The organism is Desertivirga arenae (genome assembly GCF_017355785.1).
Classification (GTDB): Bacteria; Bacteroidota; Bacteroidia; order Sphingobacteriales; family Sphingobacteriaceae; genus Desertivirga; species Desertivirga arenae.
In genome coordinates this window covers 455,832-481,087 of record NZ_JAFEWE010000003.1, presented here as the reverse complement: position 1 = coordinate 481,087, position 25,256 = coordinate 455,832, and the positions used below count along the sequence as shown (strand labels likewise).

General features: G+C 40.5%; 20 protein-coding genes. 8 read left to right on the top strand and 12 right to left on the bottom strand.

Annotated features, from left to right (window positions below):
* Window positions 1-50: 50 nt before the first annotated feature.
* The gene (locus J4N24_RS09105) at window positions 51-1,382 is read right to left on the bottom strand and encodes a glycoside hydrolase family 28 protein (RefSeq protein WP_207533360.1); all 1,332 of its coding nucleotides are present in this window, start codon (window positions 1,380-1,382) and stop codon (window positions 51-53) included.
* 215 nt (window positions 1,383-1,597) lie between these two features.
* Here J4N24_RS09105 and J4N24_RS09100 point away from each other — a divergent pair, with 215 nt between their 5' ends.
* The 4 genes from J4N24_RS09100 (at window position 1,598) to J4N24_RS09085 (ending at window position 6,325) form a co-directional block, all read left to right on the top strand.
* Complete coding sequence (locus J4N24_RS09100; RefSeq protein WP_207533359.1) at window positions 1,598-2,008, top strand: response regulator; 411 nt, start codon at window positions 1,598-1,600, stop codon at window positions 2,006-2,008.
* 202 nt (window positions 2,009-2,210) lie between these two features.
* Window positions 2,211-3,410 (top strand): MFS transporter, encoded by a 1,200-nt coding sequence (locus J4N24_RS09095; protein WP_207533358.1) that lies wholly within the window; start codon window positions 2,211-2,213, stop codon window positions 3,408-3,410.
* 201 nt (window positions 3,411-3,611) lie between these two features.
* Window positions 3,612-4,280 (top strand): hypothetical protein, encoded by a 669-nt coding sequence (locus tag J4N24_RS09090; protein ID WP_207533357.1) that lies wholly within the window; start codon window positions 3,612-3,614, stop codon window positions 4,278-4,280.
* 125 nt (window positions 4,281-4,405) lie between these two features.
* Window positions 4,406-6,325 carry a beta-N-acetylhexosaminidase gene (locus tag J4N24_RS09085; protein ID WP_207533356.1) on the top strand — a complete coding sequence of 640 codons (1,920 nt, stop codon included), beginning with the start codon at window positions 4,406-4,408 and terminating at the stop codon, window positions 6,323-6,325.
* Between the two features lie 66 nt (window positions 6,326-6,391).
* Here J4N24_RS09085 and pelA read toward each other — a convergent pair whose 3' ends face one another.
* Window positions 6,392-7,552 (bottom strand): pectate lyase, encoded by a 1,161-nt coding sequence (gene pelA, locus J4N24_RS09080; RefSeq protein WP_207533355.1) that lies wholly within the window; start codon window positions 7,550-7,552, stop codon window positions 6,392-6,394.
* 745 nt (window positions 7,553-8,297) lie between these two features.
* On the opposite strand from pelA, the gene J4N24_RS09075 reads away from it, so the two are divergent.
* Together J4N24_RS09075 and J4N24_RS09070 are read left to right on the top strand one after the other, a co-directional pair.
* The gene (locus J4N24_RS09075; protein ID WP_207533354.1) at window positions 8,298-11,603 is read left to right on the top strand and encodes a SusC/RagA family TonB-linked outer membrane protein; all 3,306 of its coding nucleotides are present in this window, start codon (window positions 8,298-8,300) and stop codon (window positions 11,601-11,603) included.
* 10 nt (window positions 11,604-11,613) lie between these two features.
* Window positions 11,614-13,650: a RagB/SusD family nutrient uptake outer membrane protein gene (locus J4N24_RS09070; protein ID WP_207533353.1), complete on the top strand. Its 2,037-nt coding sequence runs from the start codon at window positions 11,614-11,616 to the stop codon at window positions 13,648-13,650.
* Between the two features lie 249 nt (window positions 13,651-13,899).
* Here the strand turns inward: J4N24_RS09070 and J4N24_RS09065 are convergent, their stop codons facing one another.
* Window positions 13,900-15,135 (bottom strand): glycoside hydrolase family 88/105 protein, encoded by a 1,236-nt coding sequence (locus J4N24_RS09065; RefSeq protein WP_207533352.1) that lies wholly within the window; start codon window positions 15,133-15,135, stop codon window positions 13,900-13,902.
* Between the two features lie 140 nt (window positions 15,136-15,275).
* Between J4N24_RS09065 and J4N24_RS09060 the strand changes: the two genes are divergently transcribed.
* Complete coding sequence (locus J4N24_RS09060) at window positions 15,276-15,563, top strand: hypothetical protein (protein ID WP_207533351.1); 288 nt, start codon at window positions 15,276-15,278, stop codon at window positions 15,561-15,563.
* Between the two features lie 75 nt (window positions 15,564-15,638).
* Here the strand turns inward: J4N24_RS09060 and J4N24_RS09055 are convergent, their stop codons facing one another.
* Window positions 15,639-16,127, bottom strand: a complete 489-nt coding sequence (locus J4N24_RS09055) for a DUF6252 domain-containing protein (protein WP_207533350.1) — start codon at window positions 16,125-16,127, stop codon at window positions 15,639-15,641.
* 229 nt (window positions 16,128-16,356) lie between these two features.
* On the opposite strand from J4N24_RS09055, the gene J4N24_RS09050 reads away from it, so the two are divergent.
* Complete coding sequence (locus J4N24_RS09050) at window positions 16,357-17,586, top strand: glycoside hydrolase family 88/105 protein (protein ID WP_207533349.1); 1,230 nt, start codon at window positions 16,357-16,359, stop codon at window positions 17,584-17,586.
* Between the two features lie 117 nt (window positions 17,587-17,703).
* Here J4N24_RS09050 and J4N24_RS09045 read toward each other — a convergent pair whose 3' ends face one another.
* The 8 genes from J4N24_RS09045 to J4N24_RS09010 all read right to left on the bottom strand — a co-directional run bounded on the left by J4N24_RS09045 (window position 17,704) and on the right by J4N24_RS09010 (window position 25,159).
* On the bottom strand, window positions 17,704-18,585 hold the full coding sequence (locus tag J4N24_RS09045; RefSeq protein WP_207533348.1) for a bifunctional 5,10-methylenetetrahydrofolate dehydrogenase/5,10-methenyltetrahydrofolate cyclohydrolase: 882 nt from the start codon (window positions 18,583-18,585) through the stop codon (window positions 17,704-17,706).
* Window positions 18,586-18,592: 7 nt separating this feature from the next.
* Window positions 18,593-20,380 (bottom strand): translation elongation factor 4, encoded by a 1,788-nt coding sequence (gene lepA, locus J4N24_RS09040; protein ID WP_207533347.1) that lies wholly within the window; start codon window positions 20,378-20,380, stop codon window positions 18,593-18,595.
* Window positions 20,381-20,441: 61 nt separating this feature from the next.
* The gene (locus J4N24_RS09035) at window positions 20,442-20,690 is read right to left on the bottom strand and encodes a hypothetical protein (RefSeq protein WP_207533346.1); all 249 of its coding nucleotides are present in this window, start codon (window positions 20,688-20,690) and stop codon (window positions 20,442-20,444) included.
* A 2-nt stretch (window positions 20,691-20,692) separates the two neighbouring features.
* On the bottom strand, window positions 20,693-21,268 hold the full coding sequence (locus J4N24_RS09030) for a DUF3291 domain-containing protein (RefSeq protein ID WP_242691571.1): 576 nt from the start codon (window positions 21,266-21,268) through the stop codon (window positions 20,693-20,695).
* A gap of 240 nt (window positions 21,269-21,508) precedes the next feature.
* Entirely contained in the window at window positions 21,509-22,843 is a 1,335-nt protein-coding gene (locus J4N24_RS09025) for a DUF6089 family protein (RefSeq protein ID WP_207533344.1), read from the bottom strand.
* 397 nt (window positions 22,844-23,240) lie between these two features.
* Window positions 23,241-23,597, bottom strand: coding sequence for a cupin domain-containing protein (locus J4N24_RS09020; RefSeq protein ID WP_207533343.1), 357 nt, complete (start codon window positions 23,595-23,597; stop codon window positions 23,241-23,243).
* Window positions 23,584-24,222, bottom strand: coding sequence for an alpha/beta hydrolase (locus tag J4N24_RS09015; RefSeq protein WP_207533342.1), 639 nt, complete (start codon window positions 24,220-24,222; stop codon window positions 23,584-23,586). The genes J4N24_RS09020 and J4N24_RS09015 overlap by 14 nt, the downstream gene beginning before the upstream one ends.
* A 1-nt stretch (window position 24,223) precedes the next feature.
* Window positions 24,224-25,159 carry a ring-cleaving dioxygenase gene (locus tag J4N24_RS09010; protein WP_207533341.1) on the bottom strand — a complete coding sequence of 312 codons (936 nt, stop codon included), beginning with the start codon at window positions 25,157-25,159 and terminating at the stop codon, window positions 24,224-24,226.
* Window positions 25,160-25,256 lie beyond the last annotated feature (97 nt).

The window sequence follows — 25,256 nt, the reverse complement described above, 5'->3', positions numbered from 1 at the left end:
CTACAAGGTCAAGGGCCCAAAGTTCCAATGGGGCCCTTGACTTCGTATCGCTATTTTAACTGCTTCGAATTAGCCTGTGGACTTGCCGTTTTAGCACCATTTACTTTAACTTTTTTAAACTCAAGTCCCGTTACATTTCCAACCTCGAATTCATTGCTTTTGAGTTTTACCTCTACATCTTTCACCACAATATTCTCGATAGTTGCTCTTTCATGCCCTATAACTTGTCCAAAAGAATTTCCTGATCCACGCACTTTAGTAATACTTATATTCCTGACTAATGCCTTAGGGGGTTCCTGCCCTTTGAGGTCGAAGTACTGGGTCCAGGGTGATACTTTGAAAATCACACCACCGTTTTCCATGGTAATATTGCTTATGCTAATATTTTCGTATTGCTGAGGGGTATCAGGACGGAGTTTAAGTCGTAAGACTGTTGGACCCATTGTAGTACAATTTTTCACTTCTACATCCCGAACTATAGTAGCTTCACTTCCAAAGGTTACAATTCCTCCACCTGCAGCGTAAACGCAATCGGAGATATGAACGCGTTCAACAGCAGGACTATCCATATCCTGCATTGCAAATGGCCCTTTTGATCCTTTCAGAGCAATGCAGTCATCCCCCACAGAAAAATAACATCCCTTTATCGTAATATCCTGGCTGCTGTCTACATCTATGCCATCAGAACTGGGACCGCGGTTGGGAGTTGGGCCGGAAGGAGCGATGAAGCTGCAGTTCTCGACAGAAGCATTCTGGCATCGATAGATGTGTAAGTTCCAGAATCCAGAGTTCAAAAACTTAACCCCAGTGATCTTAACATCTTTGGAGTTTTGAATAAAGGTTAACCTTGGTCTTTCTACACTGAGGTTAGTTGTCTTTTTATCTTTTTCTCTCCTTCCGTAAAATTCCTTGTAAAAAGGCTCACCGCTACCGTCGAGCGTACCTGGGCCACTAATACGAAGATGATCTACCTTGTCTCCATTAAGAAGAGCTGCCCTCCAGGGCTCGAAGTGGCCTTCTATTCTGGTGTTAAGTTTTACATAGTCGTTAATATCCGTAGAGCCCTTTAACACTGCCCCTGCCTTCAATTCAATATTGACGCCCGGTTTAAGGAAAAGAGACCCACTCAAGAATACACCTTGGGGTATAACAATTGTACCTCCTCCGTTTTCCGAGCACTTATCAATCAGATTCTGAATACTTTTTGTGTTTAAGGTTTTACTATCTCCGATTGCCCCATGCTCGGCAATGTTATAGGTTTTGTCAGCTTTATTAACGATAGACTGAGTGGTGACGGATATTTTAGAGATGTTCCCAGCATTTGAGTTGGCCATCAAAATAAATGAAAAGCCAAGAAGGCCAACTGATTTATTAATGTTCATTTCTAAGTTCTTAGATTTTTTATGTTTTATATTACAAATATGCCAGCCATTTGTCCAGCTGCATAATGTTATCCGGAAAATTGCAGTAACATTTTAGTAGCAATTTTTATCCAGACGGTGCTGTATCAACTTAGAGTTTTTGTGATTTTATTTCTAAACCAGGTAACCCTTTGTTTATTTTATCCGTAATCTATGATACAATTTAGAATAGGGACATGGCAAAATGTATTTACGCTATTGATCAGGACAGAGATACTTTAGATTTCCTCGAAATGGTATTAGTTGCAGAAGGATATGATATTATCACTAACACTTCTGGGAATGATCTTATAGCAGAAATAAGAAAGTATCAGCCTCAACTTATATTGGTAGGTAATAAAGTTGGAAGACGTACAGGTACAAGCATTTCCAAAGAGCTGAAGCTGGATGATTTTGCAACAAATATCCCTACTATACTTTTACTTGAAACTTCCACTACTTACTCCAGTATTCACCATATTGGTGCGGACGATTTTCTCGTGAAACCTCTTAATATCAATGTACTACTACAAACAGTAGAGGAGTATTTGCTTGCTAAAGTGATTCACTTTGTTCCTGCTCACGGGGTCTTCTTTGATCAGGACTAACAATTTTTACAGATACCTGCATCCTGAATTCGCTCCCTTTTATTCCAGCTATCCTCGCTCTAAAGTCATACGCTGCTATGGTTTGATGTTCTTTCGAAATTCCTTTTTGTTTATACGGTCAGTGTCATAATTAAATTCACTATTACCTTTCGTGGGTTTAAAGATCTATTTTTGTCGCTGGTTAGTGTAATAAGTACAATAAGTGAGAAAGAAGTTATTGCCCCTCGCTCTTGGTGGACTAGGAATAGGTTCGACCGAGTTTGTAATGATGGGAATTTTACCCGACGTAGCAAAAGAATTTAATATTAGTATTCCTGAAGCGGGCCATATGATTTCTGCTTATGCTTTAGGGGTCGTTATAGGAGCTCCAACTCTAGTGGCCCTCAGCAGTAAGATTACACCAAAACGAATCTTATTCGGATTGATGGTCTTATTTACTGTTTTTAACACCTTATCGGCATTCGCGCCTAACAATACTGTTCTCTTCTTTGCACGACTATTGTCTGGCTTGCCGCATGGTGCCTTTTTTGGAGTAGGGTCAGTAGTGGCAAGTCAGCTGGCCGACAAGGGGAAGCAGGCACGGGCTATTGCAATAATGTTCAGCGGACTAACAATAGCAAACTTGATCACTGTCCCCCTGGGTACCTATATAGGTCATGAATTCTCCTGGCGCTATACTTTTGGCTGCATTGGGATTATAGGTCTTATAACACTTTCCGCTATTTATTTTATGCTTCCATCTTTGCCCGCCCGTAAGGGAAGTAGTATTGGATCTGAACTGAAAGTTTTTAAACAATTGGATCCCTGGTTGATCTTTTTGATCACAGCAATAGGAACCGGTGGGTTATTTTGCTGGATAAGCTACATTGCTCCATTAATGACAGATGTTGCAAAGTTTGATTCCTCTACTGTACCCTACATTCTTATAGTGGCAGGGTTTGGTATGGTAGTGGGTAATTTAATTGGTGGAAAGCTGGCTGATTCCCTTAAACCGGCTTCTGCAACAATTGTACTTCTTTTCGCAATGGCAGTCACCCTGGGGCTCATCTACTTCTTCTCAGAAAATCAGGTGGCCTCAATAATATTAACCTTTATTGCCGGAAGTTGCTCCCTTGCTTTAGCCGCCCCTATTCAGTTGTTAATGATAGATAGTTCAAAGGGAGCAGAAATGCTAGGAGCTTCAATAACCCAAGCTGCTTTTAATCTTGGAAATGCCTTAGGAGCCTATTTAGGTGGCCTTCCGGTAGCTGCAGGATTAGGGTATACATCTCCCTCAATGGTCGGTGTCCTGATGGCCCTGGGAGGAGCAGGGTTTGCGTGGATACTAATTCTTAAACGAAGAAAAACTGCGGTTGATCCCCAGGAAAAGAAAGAATTAAGCGGTGCTGTATACATTCATTGAAGCGGTACAACCAAAACGTACCGCTTTTAGAACAGTATTTATTTATGCAATAATGCGTTTTGCAAGACCTTTTTTTGCTTTTTCTTTTTTCTCACTGCAAACTAGGGTCTTAAGTTTAATGCCAGGTATTTTATACAGTTTGGCACATTTTTTTCCCCTTATCGAGTACACCACACACGTATAACAAAACATACAAAACCTATGAATAAAATATTTACCTTACTCTTAGTATTGGTTATACCGCTATTAACGAATGCACAAAAGCTATATCGAAAATTTACCGTAGGCGTAGGAACAGGGCTAGCCTATAATCATGGTGATTTAAGAGGCCGGGAGGGAAAAGAAGTTTATATGGGAAACCTGGAATATTTTTTCACACCTTATATTGTAGGTAATGGAGAGCTTCAGGTGGGTAACATGGCAGGATATGGCTTGGAAACGAACCGCTATTTCCGCTCAGACTTCCGGTCTGTTACTGGGAACCTGAAACTATATATGGGGCGGTTAACTGATAAATTCCGCGGTCCATACGCCTATAAAACTAAGCTTTCCCAACTATTTGAAGGCCTTTATGCAGGTGCAGGAATGGGAATGATTAAAAGTACTCAGCGTGACATCTACAGACAAAAAGATAATGATATGTATCGCGGTTGGGACACTGACCGTGATCTAATAATTCCAGTAAGCGTAGGGCTGGATAACTCCAGTTTCAATTCCCGGATTGTTGCAGGGCTACGTTATCAGTATGCCTTCGGCCTCGGTGATAATATGGATGGATATGCCATCAAGGGGTCCGCAAAAGATATGTATAGTACAATTAGTGTTAGTCTTAAATATAGATTTGGTTCTGAACATCGTTACTTTCAGTAATTAAGCCTGCGTCTTTTAAAGCATCAAATGCAAGAGTTTTTCGGGATTTGTTTAATTTCAGGTTCTGATATTATTCCAACTCCTACCGAAGGGCAGGAGTTATTGTTTTATAAATTGTACTCTGAATGAATTATAGATCACTAACCACCTTTTTAAATCTCTTTATTTTTGCAACGTATAGTGTTTGCGCGCAAGACTTATCAAGGATTTCGATTATACCAGAACCAGTACAATTAGTCCGGAATGAAGGATCTTTTGTATTACCTGAAGAAGTAGTCCTTAAGGCTCCAGCTTCTACAGAAGTAAATCAAACTATTATCTTGCTAAGGAAGAAGATAGGCGAGGTAGCCGGTAGCCGGATCACTACGACCAACCGGGAAGAACAAGCCACACTGCGACTAATACTTAATACCATTCAGGATACACTTTTAAAGAATGAAGGCTATCAGTTAGTAGTAACACCCAGAAATATTTCTATCAGAGCTAATCGTCCGGCTGGCCTATTCTACGGGGTCCAATCCCTGCTACAACTATTTCCAAAGGAGATAGAGGGGGACAAGTTAGTCAGGAATATCAGATGGCAGATCCCTTGTGTTTCTGTAACTGACTATCCAAGATTTGGCTGGAGAGGATTGATGTTCGATGTGTCAAGGCATTTCTTTACTAAAGAGGAGGTGAAGCGGTATATCGACAATATGGTGAAGTTCAAGTATAACCTACTTCACCTGCACCTTACGGATGATGAGGGCTGGAGGATCCAGATAAAGAGCTTCCCAAAACTAACTGAAGTAGGAGCCTGGCGTGTAAATAAAGTAGGTTACTTTGGTACTTTTTCTGCACCCACTGCCAATGAGCCCAAAGATTACGGCGGTTTTTATACGCAGGAAGATATCAGAGAATTAATACAGTACGCTGCCGAGCGGTATGTTAACATTATGCCGGAGATCGATGTACCTGGCCATAGCCTTGCTACTGTCGTTTCCTATCCAGAGCTTTCCTGTACTCCCGGAGTTGAGAAATATTCAGTACGATCAGGTGAGGCTATTATGGACTGGTCGCGTGGTGCTCCACCAATAGCTCTTGTTGACAATACTTTATGTCCGGCGAATGAAAAGGTTTATGAGTTCCTGGATAAGGTTATAAGCGAAGTGGCAGCCCTCTTTCCCTTTGAATATATTCACATGGGAGGAGATGAGGCTCCGCATAATTTCTGGGAGAAAACTCCTGAAATTAAACAGCTGATGCAACAGCAGGGGCTCAAAACGATGCAGGAAGTGCAAGGGTATTTCACTAAACGGGTAGAGGCAATTGTTCAATCAAAAGGAAAGAAATTTATAGGCTGGGACGAAATACTTGACGGCGGACCTTCAAAATCAACAGCGGTAATGAGCTGGCGTGGAGTAGAGGGAGGTATCAAAGCTGCAAATGCAGGTCATGAAGTGGTAATGAGTCCTAGTACTTACGCTTATCTTGATTATATGCAGGGCGATGTTTCCATTGAACCCAGGGTGTATGCCTCATTAAGATTGAATAAAGCTTATCAGTTTGATCCGGCCGCCGATATTTCTGATCCCCGTTTTATAAAAGGGGGGCAGGCAAACTTGTGGACTGAACAGATCTACAATACCCGTCACGCAGAGTACATGCTTTGGCCAAGAGCTTTGGCTATTGCAGAATCTGTCTGGACTCCTTTGAACAAAAAGAACTGGACAAATTTTTACACTAAGGTTGAGGAGCAATTTAAACGTTTCGAGGTAGCTGAAATTAAATATGCACCCAGTATGTACGATCCTATTATTAGTGTTTCTGGCGGTGCTAATAATAGCATAACAGTAGAATTAACTACGGAAATCCCAGGGCTTGACATTTACTATTCATTCGACAACTCTTTCCCCGATACATTTTATCCCAGGTATAAAGCGCCTATTTCAATTCCTAAAGACGCTGCCAATTTAAAGATAGTAACGTATCGGGATAAAAAGCAAGTTGGCCGTATGATCACTGCTTCTGTTGCTGATCTCAAGGCAAGAATTAGAAAGAGATAGAGAATTTTTTGTGGTTTTACCTAAACGAGGCTCTGCAAAAACAGGCCTCGTTTTTTATTTACCAACTTACTGGTAGTGTTTATGCTTTCTTTGCCACTCCGGATATTTGTTAAGCACTTCCTGGGGTGAGTAGGTGTACCAGGCATAGCCGTCCCGTCTTTCCCGATCAACCTCTGCAAGTGAATAAACTACTTTACTATCACGGTTACAGAATAAAGGCCTATGCGTTCTAAGTTCGTAATACCGGGTCCAGATAGGAGCAGCATTACTATCTGTAGCAACAACCCGGTCGGTATGAGAAACCCGGAAATTAGTTACCATTTCTTCAGCTTTTACCGTTTTGACTACTGTATTCGAGATTTGTGATTGCCTAAACCAATCAACCGCGTTTACTATTGCATTCTCTACTTGCTTATCCGGATTATCGATACTCATGAGAAACAGAACCAGGTCAGCGCTTTCCTTGTTGCAAATGCTTGGTGGTTCGAACTTTCTTGCCCAGGCTGGAGCCAGTGTCCGCTCATCGTGTTGCTGGCACCAGGCCGTTAATTTGCCATTGTCCTTAATTTGGGTCTTCACTATGCATCCCAAGCCTTTTTCATAGGATCTGAAGATTTTTTCACGAAGCTTGTTATTGATGAAATAATATTGCTTTTTATCGTCTTTGATATCCTTCAACAGGGTCATTATCCCGCAGAAGGCACCATCGTTATACGTAATATGCCTGCTATAATTTTCTTCGAGTGGAAAATATTGGGGCCAGCCACCATTAGGGTATTGTGATCCGATAATAAAATTCAAACCATTTTCCGCCGCAACCTTATATTTTTCTTCTTTAGAATTAACGTATGCAATAGCAAGTGCAGCAATCTGAGTATAAGTACTGCCATTATCGAAGGTTGTATTCAAGGTGTTTTTAGCCGCAAGAACGCTATCTTTCTGATCAGAGCTTAGTATTGCAAAGATATCATAATTCTTAGGCCAGCCTCCATTTGTTTTTTGAAACAGAATTATATTATCTGCAATGCTTTTCACCTCTGTTGGTTGATATTTTGGCCGGCCTGGTCGTGGATTGATAACATTGCCTTTGTCAGCTATACCGTACCAGTGATTAGAATTATCTGCAAAAGGAGCAGGGTCAATCCTAGTTAAATCCTGGGCATTTGTCTTAGGGGCAAAAGCCAGCGCTAGGGCGAGCAGAGCATATGTATAATTTTTTATTAACATAAAATATAGAACGGTTATTATTGATTTTTTCGGACAAGTCTTTTTTGTCATGTTCCTGTAGCGTATTTGGCACCTTTTTAAGATCAAAAAACTGCTCAATTCCTTTCATAATTGCAGACGGAGCAGGTGGCATACATTGGCGTTCAAAAATGTTTGCACCAGATAGTATCACTTTGATTAATTCCATTTGTCTCCACAGCCAACGATGCTGACATTACGCAGCTGCATGGGAAGGGAGACCCGGAAAGTATTAACATCAACAAAATACGTTTAAACTGGTTAAAGCACAATAGAACAGGAAAAAATGAATTCAATTGACAGACGAAATATAAGTAGCAGAACGGAATGAATTTGTAACATTGTTGAAACTAAATTCTTCTTAAAAGCTTTGAACATTAGTTTTTCTTTCTATATTAGCATTATAACCAGTACGATTTCTTTAACCAATTTTTCATTTGAATAAGTTTAACAACTTTACTGTGTAATCAAGAATTTAACCAAGTTCAGCATTTGCATTATGAGGATTTAGCATCTCCAGTTTTCTAATTTGGTCGAGTCGCCAAAATAGAAGGAAAGAAACCATTTTTTAAATCAAGCCAACGTTGGCAGTTTGTAACCATTAATTTAAGCTTAAGAAATCATATGAGAAAATAGTACAAGTTTTAGTGTGAAGCCATGTAATTAAACCATCAAGGTTATCCCATAAGCCTTGAAATTTTCAATAACCAATATGAATTAATTTAAAATGAGAAAAGCTCTATTTCTGTTGAGTATGTTCGTTGCAATCTTACAACAAGCACACGCTCAAGCACTAACGGTAACAGGCAAGGTTACAGATCAAACTGGCGAAGCTCTTATTGGGGTAAGCGTCATTATTAAGGGTAAAACAGCAGGAACTTCTACCGATGTTAAAGGAAATTACAAGTTGTCCGTTCCCTCATCCAGCACGGTCCTGGTCTTCAAATACATCGGCTTTAAGTCAAAAGAGGTTCCTGTCGGAAACCAGACCTCTATTAACGTCTCTCTCGAAGAGGAGGGAAAAACCTTGAACGAGGTAGTAATTATTGGATACGGAACGGTAAAAAGGCGTGATTTAACGGGTTCTGTTGCTTCTGTAAGCGGACAGGATATTGCATCAACTCCGGTACCCAACGCTGCTCAGGCTATGCAAGGAAAGTTACCAGGGGTAAAAATTACAGCTCAAGATGGCCGTCCTGGTGCTGATATTGCTATTCGTGTTCGCGGAGGAGGCTCTATTTCCCAAAGCAACCAACCTTTGATTCTTGTGGACGGAATACCAGGTAATCTAGCAGATATTTCAGGCGACCAAATTGAAAGCATAGATGTGTTAAAAGATGCTTCTTCTACAGCTATTTATGGTGCCAGAGGAGCTAATGGGGTAGTTCTTGTTACTACAAAATCAGCGAAGGCCGGAAAAACAACCGTCACCTACAGTGGCTATGTAAAGAACAACCAGCCTACCAAGTATTTGGAGTCTTTAAGTCCCTATGATTATTTAAGATATGTATGGGCAAACACAGCTGCAAATGGAGTTGCCTATCAAACACCATTTGAGAAATACTACGGTTTGGGAGCAAATGCCGGAGCTAATACTGGAGGAATAGAAAGCTACAGAAACCTTGCTTCAGACGATATTCAGAAACAAGTGTATAATGAGTCAACTTCCTGGAATCATGCCCTTACCTTAACGGGAGGAACTGATAAGACTAGAATCTTATTTTCAGTTAATTACACTGACGATCAGGGGATGAAAATAAACTCCTATTACAAACGTGCCAATGCTGCGTTCAAGCTTACTCAAAAAATCCGTGAGAATTTAACTTTTGATTTGAACACGCGCTATACCCGTACTCCTACTCTCGGAGATGAAGGAACATCAAGCGGGGGAGGATCGTTATTGTCTACATCGTATCGTTTCCGTCCAATTGCAACTTCTCATGTTCTGGGAGATGTGAATGCAGTTAGAACAGGAAACATAGAGCAGTATGGAAAAAACTGGATGTGGGATGCTTATAGTCCGGCTGCCCGCATAGGGGACTATGAGCCTTACAATAAAAACCAGAACGCTGTAGCGATTACTTCCTTGAATTGGGGAATTGTTAAAGGACTGACTTATCATTCTGACTTTAGTGTAAATTCAGCCTGGAACCAGAGACAGTACTGGTCGGGAGCCGTTTATAATAACTACATGGAGGATGCAACTGGCAAAAAGCTTTATGCTGGATCAGCAGATTATCGCAAGTCCGACAGTTGGAATATAAGGTGGACCAATACTCTGAGTTATGAGTATAATATTAATAAGTCAAATAGATTGACTGTACTCGCAGGTCAGGAGGTAGCAAACTCAGGGGGAACTAATCTTGCGGTACAAGCTACTCGCTTTCCCGCTAACTTTGATAAAGAAACTGCCTTCGCTCAGATCAATCAGTATGATCAGACAAATGGATCCGCTATTTTTTCCTCCAATGTAGACTTCCCAAACAGGATGTCATCCTATTTCGGACGAGCAAATTATTCTTTACTTGACCGTTACCTAGTTACTTTAACCTTTCGTGCTGATGGTTCTTCGACTTTTGGACCAAAAAATAAATGGGGCTTTTTCCCTGCGGCAGCTTTCGCTTGGCGAGTATCTGATGAACCTTTTATGAAAAGTATTAAATGGCTGGATAATTTGAAGTTTAGAGCATCTTACGGAGAAGCTGGGAATGATAGAATTAACCCGAGCTTATTTATTCAGAACTGGGGATCGGTTACAGACCAAAGAAACCAGTACGCTATAAATCATGTTCGTCAAGCTGCTTACCAAGTGGGTGGCAACCAGGCAAATCCTGATCTTAAATGGGAAACAACAGTTACGAGGAACTTAGGAACTGATTTTGGACTTTTTAGGAGTCGGTTATCTGGTACGGTTGATTTGTATTGGAACTCGACTAAAGACCTATTAACCGGAATATCTATTCCTGGAATTACAGGATTTACTTCAACCACAAAAAACGTTGGTCAAACCAGTAACAAAGGGGTTGAACTTTCTCTTACCGGAACTATCTTTAAAAGCAAAGATTGGAGAGTGGCTGCCGGTGGAAATATTAATTTCAACAAGAGCAATATAGATAAACTTGCTCCTGGTGTAACAGGTCTGTACGGCACCAATTGGAACAGTTCGGGAACATATCCAACTTCTGATTATATCTTAATAGAGGGACAGCCTGTTGGTTTGGTTCGAGGATTAACTTATGAAGGTTTTTATACTCCCGAAGATTTCACCTATAACAATGGGCTTTATACTTTGAAGTCTGGAATTGCAGATCTGACAACTCCGGTAATTAACATAGTTCACGGATTAAGTGCATCGAATCGCCCAGCTGGTCAAAACGCTTACCCTGGACTGCCAAAATTCAGAGATTTAGACAATAGTGGAAAAATTGATGACAAAGATGTTGATGTAATAGGTAGAATGAGTCCATTACATACCGGGGGCTTTAACTTTGATTTAGGTTATAAAAATTTTGATTTAGGTCTAAATTTTAACTGGAGTTATGGTAATGACATTTATAATGTTACTAAGCTTGCTACCCTTTATGGTGGTAAAGAATCGGGCGTTTACGAAAATAAACTTGCAATTATGAACAATGCATATAAGATTTATGATGTAGTAAACGGACAGTTAGTAAGACTTACTACACCTGAACAATTAAATGCAGCCAATGCAAATGCTACTTTGCCTTTAGCTTATAATGAAACCGGACCTACCTCAACTTTAGGGATAGAAGATGGTTCTTTTCTGCGGTTAAACACGCTTACCCTGGGTTATAGACTTCCAAAGTCTTTAGTGTCTAAGGCTAAAATAGGTAGCCTGTACGTATATGGTAGCGTTTATAATTTACTTACAATTACCGGATACAGCGGCTTAGATCCTGAAGTTAGTGCTAACGAAGGTTTCAATAACCAACAATATCCTACCTTGGGTATGGATTATGGAGCTTATCCTCGTGCGCGGTCTTTCGTTTTCGGTCTTAATGTTAATTTCTAAAATTAAAGTAATGAGAAGATTAAAATATATACTAGGAATCGCAGTCTGTTTGACTTTAACTCAATGTAAGGAGGATTTCCTGGATGCAAAGTCTCCATCAAGCGTGGACGATGAGTTTGTAACTAATACACCTGCGGAAACATTTAAAATACTTTCTTGGGGATACGCTAATTACCGTCAGAATAGTATTATGGGAACTTACCGGTGGAATGATCCAATAGGATCTGATGCCGAAACGTACCCGGAAGATAACTCCAGCAATAATTTAAATGCTATTTTAAAGCCAGAATTGTTAACCATTGATGCTGTAGCTGGCGGTTTCAATGGCCTTTATGCTACCATAGCTAGGGCGGCCAAAGCTGCGTCTCTTATAGCAGAAAAACCTGCCTATAAAGAAGACGTTGCAGCTGGCAGGACTTCTGACTGGACTCAATTATACGGCGAGGCAATAACAATGAGATCCTTTTGCTATTACGAACTGGTCAAGCATTTTGGGGATGTACCTTATGGGTATGAAAATACACTTATTGATGAGTACTCCTTAACTTCTCGTTTTGTTATTTATGATAACTTAATTGAAGATCTAAAAAGAGTAGAGCCTCTGATGTACAAGATAGGCGAGGGAGGTATTACCGCCGAACGTTTTTCCCGGACATTTTGTAATGCCTTGATTGGTCAAGTTGCTCTTGCTTCTGGCGGATATCAGACCATTCGTACTGATATGCCTGACCTTTATGGAAGCGTAGCCTTTACAAAAAAAGGAAATGAAGTTAATAAATCGGTGTATGCACGGCGGACCGATTACATTACCTATTATCAAACTGCTAAAACCTATCTTCAAAAGGCAATTGATAACAAAGGAACTTCAGGCTTAATTACTGCTGATACCAGAACTGTTGCTAATAATCCATTCCAGCGTCATTTTCAATACGCCCACGACCTGCAAGTGAGCCCGGAATCTGTGTTTGAAATTGGAAACTATCAGGTTGGACAAACTTTAACTAATGGCGAGTATCCTTATGCTTTTGGCCGACCATCAGACGGCGGCAGCGCAAACGCTGCTCCAACTAAGGTTTTCGGAGCCCTGCGTATTGTTCCTACAGTATACTACGGCGACTACAGTAATGATGATAAACGGAGAGATGTTAGCGTGGCTGTTACAGGTAGCAAAGGCGATGGTAACGAAATGATGCTTTCTTTTGTTCCGGGCAATAAAAATACCGGAGGAATAGCCACGAACAAGTGGGACGACAATCGTATGAATCCACCTTTTGTTACCTCACAAAGAAACTCTGGTTTGAACTGGCCAATCCTTAGAATGGCAGATGTTATACTTTTGCTCGCAGAAGTTAAAGCCGAACTTGGAGAAAGTGACGCAGTTGATCTTGTTAACCAGATCCGGCAAAGGGCTTATGGCAATTCCACTAATAATCTTACAGCTCTAAGCGGTCAGCCTTTAAAAGATGCTATTTTGCAAGAGCGAAAATTGGAGTTGCTTGGTGAGGGGACCCGCCGTTGGGACTTAATTCGCTCTGGTACCTTTGCTGAGAGGGCTATAGCTGCACAACAAGAGCTTACCACTATGATCAACAACCTCAGAAATCAAGGGTATCATCGTTTTGCTAACGGTAATGAAATTCCTGCCTATATCTGGACAAAGATGGTTAATTTGCCTAATCCATTAACATTTGATCCTAACCCTAGCAATCCCGCACTTTTCCCTGGATGGAGGGGGCAATATGATTATACGAAGATTCCAGCGGTAGCAAGCAAGGTTGTTGGAACTAATCACAACTTAGCTATTCAAGGATTATTTAAATATATTGCCCCTGGTAGTGCTGAGGCTATTGCATTACAAGCCCAAGGTTACGTAAGAACAAATTGGGGAATAGATATAGTTACCTATGAGAGTGTATATAAAAGAAATCTTCTTTCAGGAATAACTTCGGCAGGTGATCCACCAAGATATTACTGGCCAATACCTTCTGAAACGATCAGACAGTCAAAAGGAAAAGTAACCAATGGTTACGGCTTGCCACAGCCATAAAAATTTCAAAAACTTCTTCTGTTTGAAGAATTCAGTGGACCTGATATGGAAGGAATAAGTTTGAGTGTTCTATCTTCAGGTTAAAATATGAAATAAAAAAGGGATAGATACTCCATGGAGTATTTATCCCTTTTTTATTTTTGGTATCCCGCAGTAGTAGATTTTCCCGGACTGTCAGGTGCTGAAATAGCTGTAGATGTACGTCTGTGCTCTACACAGAGTACTCATCTTTGGAAAACCGTTAAGATACTATCTGCCTACTTTCTTTTCGGTCATTTTCCTTTTTGTTCCCGGCTTTGAGCTTGCCAACTCCATTTCATTAGCAGCCAGGATAAAAGCACCAACACCATGAGCATCGTTAGTCACAATTGGTTCGCTTAGGTAGTATGCATAACTACCATCCCTGTAAGGATTATTTCCTAGTCCTGCTCCTCTACAAGTGTTCTTCAGGTTTATCATCCCCGCATTGGACTGCTCTATAAACTCCTTCTTCATACCTTCCAGGCCTTTCCTTGCAACCTCGTGGTATTGAGACGGAAGATACCCCATCCTTACCCCTTTAGCCAGGGCATATACAAACATGCTCGTCGCAGATGACTCCATATAGTTGCCCTTAGCACCAATACTATCCGTAATTTGCCACCATACACCTGTTTTAGGATCCTGAAAATTTTTTATTCCTTCAGCTGTCCGTAACAAAATCTCATTCAGCTTCTGATGTCCCGGGTGCTCTTTCGGTAAAAAATCACGTACATCCACTAATGCCATTGCGTACCATCCTATCGCCCTACTCCAAAAATGGTGAGACCTTCCCGTAACGTCGTCGGCCCATTTCATGCCTTTAGACTCATCCCAACCATGATATAGGAGTCCAGTCTTCTCGTCGCGTGAGTGGTTCTCCATCCATACAAACTGATTGACGAGGTCCTCATATCTCTTTGGATCCTGGTTGAACACCTTCGTAAACTCAGCATTGAACGGCTGGCCCATATAGAGTCCATCCAACCACATTTGCCATGGATAAATAGCCTTATGCCATAAGCCACCTTCTTTAGTACGCGGCATTCCTACAAGCTGTTGATTGACCAGATCCGCCGCTTTTTTGTATTTATCCTCCCCTGTAGCTTTATAGAGCATCAGAACAATTCTTCCCATTGGAATATTGTCGATGCTATATTCGTCTACTTTATAGGTTCGTATGCTTCCGTCAGTGCGCACGTAGAAATCAACATGATTTTTTATAAAATCGAAATACTTTTTATCACCAGTTGATTTATAAAGTTCCTCAATTCCTCTTAATACGAGAGATTCCTGGTATACCCATCTCGCCTTACCATCCTTGCTGGAACCAACTACAAGAGAGTCTTTCCATTTGGTCATAGCCGTTGCAGCCATCTGCTCCGATAATCTGGTCTGGCCGAAGCAATAGGAACCAGGCTGAGAGGCAGTACAAAGTGCTGCGAAAATTAATAGTCGTTTGATCATGTAATCAGGATTTATTGGTTTGTCTACTTTTGAAAGCTGTTGATCAGTTTAAAAGGTAGTCATTCAAACTCGCCTGATCCCCTATGTGGATTTTTAAAATTGGCACCACCTTTGTATTACATAAGCTTTAACAGATAACTATGGGATTATTAAGATTATTAGTTACCGGAGCTGCAGTGGCGGCAGGTGCACATTATATTACAAAGAAGCGTCCTGATGGAACTTCTATTGCGGATGATTTGAAAGCTAAAGCTCCTGAGTGGATGGAAAAGGCTAAGCCTTACACGGATAAAGTAAAGCCTTATGTAGATCAGGTAAAAGGTCAGTTTGCTAAAGTAACTTCTCAGCAAGGAACATCGCAGCAGGGAAATTATCCGAATAAGTATGATAATTTTTCTGCGGATCCAGATCCTTCTTATAGCTCTTAGAAGGGTTGATTGAAGAATTGTTATAGTAATAGAAGAGGCTATCCCGAGATTTATTTTGGATAGCCTCTTTGTTATTTAGTCAATGTCGCCTTCGACTATTTTAGCTTCGAATTTACCCTCCGTCATAGGCTTAGTTTGATCTAAAGCATTTACCAAGGTACCTGAAAACGTTCCTTTAACTTCACCATTTGTCGATGATGTAATTTTGATTATACCATCTTGAGCTGAAAAAATGGCTGAAGGATTTGTTATCCCGGCTGGCGTGATGTAACGGATCATTATGTCTTCAGCATCAACAGTATAATCACCTGTTCCATGAAATTCACTTATGTATAAGGTCAGCGATTCTGTATCATTGATACCTCCGTAAACCGTTAAATCCCCTTCATCTTTGACTGCCCACAGATGCGTACTCGTCTTAGCTGTTCCGTCAAATTTCCAGCTCATTTTGGTTGATTTCAAATCTTCTATGTCGTCAACTTTTTCAGCGCTATCTTTTTTACAAGAAGAAAAACCTAAAGCCACAAGAGAGATTGTTACAAGAATAGATGTAAATTTTTTCATAAAATAAAACGTATTAATTATTAATTCTGATAACCCATACGGGACTTTATTTAGGAACATTACAGCAAAGACGAAAAAAAATGAAATAATCGTTTTTTTCTCATTTTGAATTTCAGATTGCTCTTACCATTTCCCCCAAACCAAGCCTTGTAAAATTTTTGATAAGGGAAGCAAAATCACGTGCGCATATGATTTTTGTTTCTTACTTAGGCCCTATTATTTAACCAACATGAAACGTTTAACCTCATTACTAATTTGCTTTTTACTTGTTGAAGGAGTTTCAGCTCAAACCAATGAAGAAGTTGTTCGAAAAATTGCCGATCAGGTAATCAAAGAAACTGTCCTTGGATTTGAGGATACCGAAACAAAGAAGTTTTATCAATCCTCTGCAGACATCCCCGAAAATGTAAAAGTAAAATACGCAAGTCCCTATACTGGTTGGCATTATGCCCATGGAGTTTTAAACCTGGCAATGATCAATTTGGGAAACTACCTGAATGATCCGAAATATTTTAACTACGCCACCCGTCATGTAGCCTTTGGTTTTGACAATTACCGAACTTTCCAACAACGTTTTAAAAATGACGTAAAGCATTATACCTATCCGTATGGTGAGTTCTTCACCATGGAGGAGCTTGACGATTTTGGAGCTATGAGTGCAAGTGTTATTGAAGTTTATGCAAAAGATCCGAGACCTGAATACAAGACTTATGTAGAAAAGGCTGCCAACCACTTAATTAAGGAAAGACCTAGAATGCAGGATGGAACTTTTGTGAGAGCATTTCCCCATAAGATGACCCTATGGGCTGACGACCTTTACATGAGTGTTCCTTTTCTTGCTAATATGGGAGCGTTAACGGGGGATAAGAAATATTTGGATGATGCGGTTAAGCAAGTGAAAAACTTTCATAACTATCTATGGGATAAAGAAAAAGGTATTTATTGGCATACCTATTATACTGATCTGAAAAGGAATGGAGTAGCGCACTGGGGAAGATGTAACGGATGGATGTTATTATCTAAAGTGCGCTTACTTGATAAATTGAACGATAAAGATCCTCAGAAGAAAGATATTAAGAAGCTGTTGGAAGAACAGATCCTGGGATTAGCTCATTATCAGAATGCTGAGGGCTTATGGCACCAGGTATTGGATAAAGAAGACTCTTACCTGGAATCCTCCTGTACGGCCATGTTTGTTTACGGAATAGCTCATGCGGTCAACGAAGGTTGGATAGATAAAAGATATGCTTCTATTGCAAGAACAGGATGGGAGGGTTTAAAGAAACATAAGCTCAACGAGCAATATCAGCTGAAGGATATTTGTGTAGGTACAGGGATTCAGGATAACTTACCCTTCTATTATAATCGTCCGGTGGGATTGAATGAAAAGCACGGTACAGGTCCTCTAATTGATGCTGGTGTAGAAATATTAAGGCTCGAAAAGCTTCCTAAGAAGTAGGCTAATGGAATTAAAACAAAAAGACGGAATTTGGAGATAAAGGTTATTGCGCTTGCAAAACCTAACTCTGAATTCCGTCTTTCAATTATCGGCCTTGTCTTTAAGACAAATTGCTATTTATTGGTATATCTCTTTCTTCGCCGAGGCCAGGGTATTTTTCAAAAGACCAATAATGGTCATTAATCCAACACCGCCGGGAACAGGAGTGATCCAGCTGGATTTAGGAGCAACGTTTTCAAAATCTACATCGCCATAAAGTTTGTATCCCGATTTAGTAGTTTCAGAAACCTCACGGTTGATACCTACATCAATCACAACAGCACCATCTTTTACCATGTCTGCTGTTACAAAGTTTTTCTTACCAATAGCAGCTACGATGATATCGGCAGAGCGAACAAGCTTCTCAAGGTTTTGTGTGCGGCTGTGGGTCAGGGTCACGGTACAATTCCCAGGAGTCGCATTTCTGGCCATCAAAATACTCATTGGGCTTCCCACAATGTTACTTCTTCCAATTACCACACAGTGCTTCCCGGAAGTCTCAATCTTATACTCTTCAAGCATAAGCATGATACCGTAAGGAGTAGCAGGAATAAAACAGGGAAGGTTACGCATCATTCTACCCAGGTTAATAGGATGGAAGCCGTCTACGTCTTTTCTATATTCTATTTTCTCTGTTACTTTCTCCGGGTCAATATGCTTGGGAAGAGGAAGCTGAACGATTAGTCCATCTACCTCAGCATCCTGATTGATCTCTTCAACTTTAGCAAGCAGTTCTGCTTCTGAAACAGACTCATCGTATCTGATTAAAGTGGATTTGAATCCTACCTTCTCACAATTTTTCATTTTGCTGGCAACGTAGGTTTCACTACCTCCGTCATTACCAACTAATATTGCAACCAGGTGAGGTTTACGACCGGTAGTTTCTAATACTTCTGCAGCCTCAGCCGCTATTTCTTGTTTCAGTTTTTCTGAAACGTATTTACCATCTAATAAATTCATACCAGGATTAATCCAATTTCAATACCGCCATAAATGCCGACTGAGGAATTTCTACGTTTCCTACCTGGCGCATGCGTTTTTTACCTTGTTTCTGTTTCTCCAATAGCTTCCTCTTACGGGAAATATCACCACCGTAACATTTAGCTGTTACGTCTTTACGAAGTGCACTGATGGTTTCTCTCGCGATAACTTTAGCACCAATGGAAGCTTGAATTTTGATCTCAAATTGCTGGCGTGGAAGAAGCTCTTTTAATTTCTCACAGATCCTCTTACCAAAGTCGTAAGCGTTACTTCTATGGATTAATGATGATAGGGCATCTACAGGTTCATCATTTAAGCGTATATCTAATCTTACCAGGTCAGATTGGCGGTAGCCAATTTGATGATAGTCGAAAGACGCATAACCTTTCGAAATAGTTTTTAACCGGTCATAGAAATCAAATACAATTTCTCCCATCGGCATTTCAAACACCAGTTCAACACGGTCTGAAGTAAGGTAGGATTGGTTTACGATAATTCCTCTTTTTTGAATACAAAGAGACATTACCGGGCCTACAAATTCGGCTTTTGTAATAATATTCGCCTTGATGTACGGTTCCTCGATCTTGTCAATCCTGCTAGGGTCTGGAAGATCTGAGGGATTGTTCACCTGCACTTCTTCACCCTTAGTAGTGTATGCTATATACGATACGTTTGGTACAGTGGTAATAACCGTCATGTTGAACTCTCGTTCAAGACGCTCCTGGATGATCTCCATGTGAAGCATTCCAAGGAAACCACAACGGAAACCGAAACCTAAAGCAGCAGACGATTCTGGTTCAAATACTATAGAGGCATCATTCAGCTGCAACTTGTGCATGCTCTCACGAAGCTCTTCGTAGTCCTCAGTATCTACAGGATAAATACCGGCAAATACCATGGGTTTAACTTCTTCAAAACCTTGTATAGCTTCTTTTGAGGGTCGGTCAACTGTAGTAATGGTATCACCAACCTTAACCTCACGGGCTTCTTTAATACCCGAAATAATGTAACCTACGTCTCCGGTTTTAATAACATCTTTCGGTTGCTGCTGAAGTTTAAGCGTTCCAACCTCATCTGCAAAATATTCTTTCCCGGTAGCGATAAATTTAACTTTATCACCCTTTCTGATCTCTCCGTTTACTACTTTAAAGTAAGCGATAATACCACGGAAAGAGTTGAATACAGAGTCGAAGATCAAAGCCTGAAGTTCACCATTAGGATCGCCTACAGGTGCCGGAACCCTTTCAACGATTGCTCTAAGGATATCATAAACTCCCATTCCCGTCTTACCGGAAGCAGGAATAATATCCTCACGTTTACATCCAATCAAATCGATGATCTGGTCTTTCACTTCCTCTGGCATAGCGCCCGGAAGATCCATTTTATTCAGAATTGGGATGATCTCCAGATCATGCTCCAATGCGAGATATAGGTTGGAAATGGTTTGAGCTTGAATTCCTTGTGCAGCATCTACGATAAGCAAAGCTCCTTCACAGGCTGCTATTGAGCGTGAAACTTCATAAGAAAAGTCAACGTGTCCGGGAGTATCAATGAGGTTAAGCACATAGTCTTCACCATCTTGTTTGTAATTCATCTGGATGGCGTGGCTCTTAATGGTAATTCCACGTTCACGCTCAAGATCCATGTCGTCAAGCAATTGTGCCTGAGCCTCACGTTGTGTGATTGTATTGGTATATTCCAGCAACCGATCAGCTAAAGTACTCTTTCCGTGATCGATGTGTGCAATAATGCAAAAGTTACGAATATGCTTCATTTGAAACGCAAAGATAGAATTTCAGCAGAATAATTGCTGCGTCTTTATTTACTTTTAGTAGTTAGGCTTCATGCCGCTGATAGGCATCATGGAAATCATGATTCATACCTTTGAAACGTTCAACAACCTGGGCAATAAACTCTTCATCAAGTAATTGAAATACTCCATCTAATCCTCCCGTTACATCCATTTCAGATAACTTATAAGTTTGTTCCAAAACCCCCTGTTCAAATTTGATCACGTACTTCATGTTCATAGAGAAAATAGTAATCTTGCAATCAGGACGCGGTAATTCAGCAACAACTCTCATAATTATATTTTTCCAGCTAAGGGATCTTTTCCGTTCAAAGTTCCAAAGGTAGCAAGAGGTTTAAATCTTGCAAATAGTTCTTCACTGTACCAGTTCTCGTCCCTGGTTTTCTGAATAACCTCCCTGTGTTCAGCGGAGCGATAAGCAAAGGCTTTAACATCATCTAAACTTTCCCATATGGAAAAAGTAGCTTGGCGGAAAAATGGAGCTTCTCCAATCCCGAAAGAGGTAATATAGCCTTTTGCACGGGTCATGATGCTTGCTACCCTATCTACGTTTTGCCAAAAGTTCTTTAATCGATTTAATCGGATTGTGGCCCTGGTAAGCACAGCTACGGGACCTTGATATTGAACGTTTTCAAAGTTTGCAAAGGGATTCTGATTATCCCAATTCCCGTGACTGCTAATTGGGCTGCATAAAATGGTGTAAGATTCGGTACAGAATTTTCGCCACCAGAGGGATATGAAAGATGATTTTCTGAAGCTTTCAAATGACTGCTCGTCTTTCCAGGCTGCTAATAATGCCCACTGTTTGAAATCCGGCTTCAGGTCAAATGTGCCATTTTTTCCGCTTCCCATTAATTTCCAGAAGGTACAGTTGCTGTTAAGCATAAGGGGTAACCTGTGCAAGGCCATGGAAATAAAGGCCAGTGGAACCAAAAGCGGCTTGTATCTGACAATTGTTAAAGAAACCAGCATGGAGCGATACTATATAAATTATTTGATAAACTCTAATTATGAGAGAAAAAAGACGAGGAATTGAATGAAAAAAGCCGCCTCAAGAATGTTGAGGCGGCTTCGGTAGGAATGAAATATTTCCTAGTATAAAGTTAGTTCTACGCGCCTGTTTTTCGCACGGCCTTCAGGAGTATCGTTTGGAGCTATAGGCTGATATTCTCCATAACCAGTAGCTTCAATTTTTGATGCATTTGCACCTTTGCTTACCAGGTATGATTTTACAGCTTCTGCTCTGTCTTTTGACAATTTGAAGTTGAATTTATCAGAACCAACGGCATCAGTATGACCTGAAATTTTCAAGGTATATCCATGATCAACAAGTAGTTTAGCTAACTTATCTAAAGATGGATAGGAGCTATTTCTGATGTTAGCCTTACCAAATTCGAATTCCAGGTTATTAAATGCATCTCTCAGGATATCTTCGGCAAACTTAGGCAGCGGACAACCTGATCCGTCCACACGTACCGAATCTGGCGTATTTGGACATTTGTCAAATTTATTAGCCACGCCATCATTATCAGCATCACCCAACTCACGATCGTATCTAGCACGATCTTCTTTTTGCAGACTATCCAATCTCGCAATTGCTCTTTTAAGGGCAGTGTCATCATATGGATTGCCAACTCTTGCGGATGGATTATACCACGACATCTGGTGTTTGCTTTTCTTGCCAAGAGCAATCTCCAGACCTACATGGCTGAATGACCACTTGTCGTAAGTATTACCATAATCGTAGCTATCAAAACGGTCTGTTTTCATGAAGTTGATGGTGTAACCCATGTCGAGGTTAATACCTTTCCATAAGCCGATCTTCAAACCTAATCCGGCTGGAATTATAAATGCCTCACGATATCCAGGCTCGGTGTTTCCTGAATTTACCGCTTCTGGTTTAAAGTTGGAGTATCCGATACCCGACTTAATGTATGGGCCAATTAAACCGAACTCATCATGCATTTTGAAGTTAACAAAAGTATAATGTGCCGTAAAATTAGCTGCATAGCCAAAAGTGGTTTTATAGGATGATCCAGCAGTTATCCCAAGCGGAGTTTGCGCTCTGATTCCTTTAACTTCCCCTCTCATCCAGTCAACCTGGAATCCAAAAGCCGGGATAATTTGTTTCTTAACAAAAACGCCGTATCCAAATGTTTCTGTTGGAGTACGGTAATCATTATTCTTGTTAGACCAAAAAAGGGTATGTGGAGTTAAAAGTCCCCCAAACGCTCCAACCGACCAGGTTCTCAAGTGCTTAGCTCTGTATCTGCCCGTACTGTCTGGTCCATTACTTTGGGCAAATGCGCAAGTTGCAAATGCACCGAGAAGAAAAGAAAGTATTAATTTTTTTCCGAGTCCTGATTTTTTTGTGTTTGAAGTGGAACTTAGCGGGTCCGCTTTGTCATCTTGTAGAAATTGTTTCATAGGAATTACAGCCTCCTTACAGTTTTGAATTTGAATTATTAGTGATCTTAATTATTGCTTAAATATTAGTGTATGTGCCTGTATAACACTTTTTCAAAGAAAATTGTTTTTTGCACATGTAAACGGACTTATTCGTAAAAAAGTGGGTTTTTTTGATACAACTGTTAATACAGGTATTTAACTCATAGATAAATTGCGAGAAAGCAAAAGTGGAGAACCAGTCTGCTGTTTTTTTCAAGGTATATTAATTATTTCAATAAGCTGCACGCCATACAACTTATTAAATCGTAGATAGATATGTAATTTATAGACCCCTTTCTAATAAATTACCCGCGTGGCAGCAAAGATAAGTTTTTATCCTTAAATCAGCACGCGGGTTTTTTCAAAAACAATATTTTTAAATCGTAACAAAAATAGACTTTCGCTCCTGGGCCTGCAGATTCTTGGTTCTATGCCCTTTTCCGTTAGTATCTTCTACAAATAAAACGTCTCCGGCACCAAAAATTCTTTTTTCTCCAAGCGATGTCTCTATTTCGATCTCTCCATCCAGAAGGATGATATACTGCCTTGCAGGGGCCGTATGGAAATCGTAATCATATTCCGGAGATACCTTGCGGAAACTCAAATCTTTCACTTCGAAGTTTTCTGACAAATATCCAATGGGGCCTTTGGAGTATAAAGGCACTTCTACATCTTCAAAGTAACTGTCACCAGCCTCATTAGCGTAAACTCTGGTTAATTTAAAATTCTCCATCAGTTTTAAGGATTAAGTCGTTAGCAAGATTGATTTCTTCCATTTGAATAGTATGAGGGCGGCCTTTGTACACTCTTGATGTTACCGCCCCATTCAAACCCTCAATAACTTTGATGCTTTCTTCGACTCTTGAAACAGGCACATGAGGATCAGGGTCGCCGGTGGTGATCAGAAGAGGAGTGCGTTCGAAATTGCCCTTATAGTTATCTAAATTAAGCTCTTGCCCCACCAATCCACCTGTAAAAGCAATCACACCCCCATATTTTGCTGCATTTCTTGTAACGTACTCCAAACTTAAACAGGCACCCTGCGAAAATCCCAGGAAATAGATCCTGTTAAGGGAAATTCCCTCTCTCACAATTTCCAGTACAGTGTTTCCAATCAACTGTAAAGCAGAATCAAGGGCGGGTTGATTTTCCTTAACAGGCGCCATGAAGCTATAAGGATACCAGCTGTGGTTACTTGCCTGTGGAGCGTAAATTGCGGCATCATCCAGATTTAAATGGCCCGCAAGAGAAACGATACTCTCAGCAGATGCCCCTCTGCCGTGTATCATTATAATTGCTCTTTTTGCTTCAGATGCAGGAAGACCTGCTTTTATAATATTTTTTTCGTGTGTATACATGTTAGTCGAGTTTTGCTAGTTTACTTGAAATGTCTTCCCGGTAAGCCTCATATTGTTCAGGTAGTTTTAATCCACTGCCTAATTCTTCTACACTTTCGTCAACTGCAAAGCCTGGATTGTCTGTAGCTATTTCGAACAATACTCCTCCAGGTTCACGGAAGTACAAGGAATAGAAGTAATTTCTATCGATCTTTTCAGTGATTTGCAGACCGTAGTTAAGAATCTTCTCCCGGAAGCGCAACAGTACTTCATCATTATCTACCCGGAAAGCTACATGGTGTACAGAGCCTCCAGCTACCTGGCCAATTACTTCTCCCGGCGCTTCTACCACATCAACAATTGCAGCATTCTCTACAGTATCGGTGATGAAGCGGTAGCGGTTAACATGTTGCTCAAGCAGGCGGTAACCGAATAGGTTAGTTAGTACATCTGCAGTAGGATGAAGTTTATTCGTGGTAACCGTTATATTATGGAAACCTCTGGTTGAGTATTCTGCACCAACCTCAGCTGTTTCCCATGGCTGTCTTGCATCTGCAGATTTCGGTACAATTAATCCGAAGGGCAAGCCATCAGGATCTTTGAAACTTAGATATTGTTCACCAAACCTCTCTGCTACCTTTTGGTAACTTACCTTGTTTGCTTCAAAGCGTTTCAACCAAAAATCCAAGCTGTTTTCGGGAACCGAATAACCTATTTCAGTTACCTGTTGTGTTCCCCGGCGTCCTTTTTGAATACCTTCCCAGGGGAAGAAGGTGAGTATAGTTCCTGGAGTTCCTACCTTATCCCCATAGTAAAAATGGTAAGTATAAGGGTCGTCAAAGTTTACCGTTTTCTTAACCAGACGTAACCCTAAAACCCTTGTGTAAAAATCAAAGTTTCGCCTTGCTTCACCTGCAATAGCTGTGATGTGGTGAAGTCCTAAAATTTTATCTTCCATAGCGTTTATTTTTAATGTTAAGCTCAGGCTTTTGTCTTTCCTGATTTGTTGATTCAAAATTACGCTGCTTCAGGAACCCTTACATTGATGTAGGATA

Excerpts from the sequence above, each read along its gene's own strand:
- J4N24_RS09105 (WP_207533360.1), bottom strand. The coding sequence starts at position 1,382 with ATGAACATTAATAAATCAGTTGGCCTTCTTGGCTTTTCATTTATTTTG.
- J4N24_RS09100 (WP_207533359.1), top strand. The coding sequence starts at position 1,598 with ATGGCAAAATGTATTTACGCTATTGATCAGGACAGAGATACTTTAGAT.
- J4N24_RS09090 (WP_207533357.1), top strand. The coding sequence starts at position 3,612 with ATGAATAAAATATTTACCTTACTCTTAGTATTGGTTATACCGCTATTA.
- J4N24_RS09085 (WP_207533356.1), top strand. The coding sequence starts at position 4,406 with ATGAATTATAGATCACTAACCACCTTTTTAAATCTCTTTATTTTTGCA.
- pelA (WP_207533355.1), bottom strand. The coding sequence starts at position 7,552 with ATGTTAATAAAAAATTATACATATGCTCTGCTCGCCCTAGCGCTGGCT.
- J4N24_RS09075 (WP_207533354.1), top strand. The coding sequence starts at position 8,298 with ATGAGAAAAGCTCTATTTCTGTTGAGTATGTTCGTTGCAATCTTACAA.
- J4N24_RS09070 (WP_207533353.1), top strand. The coding sequence starts at position 11,614 with ATGAGAAGATTAAAATATATACTAGGAATCGCAGTCTGTTTGACTTTA.
- J4N24_RS09065 (WP_207533352.1), bottom strand. The coding sequence starts at position 15,135 with ATGATCAAACGACTATTAATTTTCGCAGCACTTTGTACTGCCTCTCAG.
- J4N24_RS09060 (WP_207533351.1), top strand. The coding sequence starts at position 15,276 with ATGGGATTATTAAGATTATTAGTTACCGGAGCTGCAGTGGCGGCAGGT.
- J4N24_RS09055 (WP_207533350.1), bottom strand. The coding sequence starts at position 16,127 with ATGAAAAAATTTACATCTATTCTTGTAACAATCTCTCTTGTGGCTTTA.
- J4N24_RS09050 (WP_207533349.1), top strand. The coding sequence starts at position 16,357 with ATGAAACGTTTAACCTCATTACTAATTTGCTTTTTACTTGTTGAAGGA.
- J4N24_RS09045 (WP_207533348.1), bottom strand. The coding sequence starts at position 18,585 with ATGAATTTATTAGATGGTAAATACGTTTCAGAAAAACTGAAACAAGAA.
- lepA (WP_207533347.1), bottom strand. The coding sequence starts at position 20,380 with ATGAAGCATATTCGTAACTTTTGCATTATTGCACACATCGATCACGGA.
- J4N24_RS09035 (WP_207533346.1), bottom strand. The coding sequence starts at position 20,690 with ATGAGAGTTGTTGCTGAATTACCGCGTCCTGATTGCAAGATTACTATT.
- J4N24_RS09030 (WP_242691571.1), bottom strand. The coding sequence starts at position 21,268 with ATGGGAAGCGGAAAAAATGGCACATTTGACCTGAAGCCGGATTTCAAA.
- J4N24_RS09025 (WP_207533344.1), bottom strand. The coding sequence starts at position 22,843 with ATGAAACAATTTCTACAAGATGACAAAGCGGACCCGCTAAGTTCCACT.
- J4N24_RS09020 (WP_207533343.1), bottom strand. The coding sequence starts at position 23,597 with ATGGAGAATTTTAAATTAACCAGAGTTTACGCTAATGAGGCTGGTGAC.
- J4N24_RS09015 (WP_207533342.1), bottom strand. The coding sequence starts at position 24,222 with ATGTATACACACGAAAAAAATATTATAAAAGCAGGTCTTCCTGCATCT.
- J4N24_RS09010 (WP_207533341.1), bottom strand. The coding sequence starts at position 25,159 with ATGGAAGATAAAATTTTAGGACTTCACCACATCACAGCTATTGCAGGT.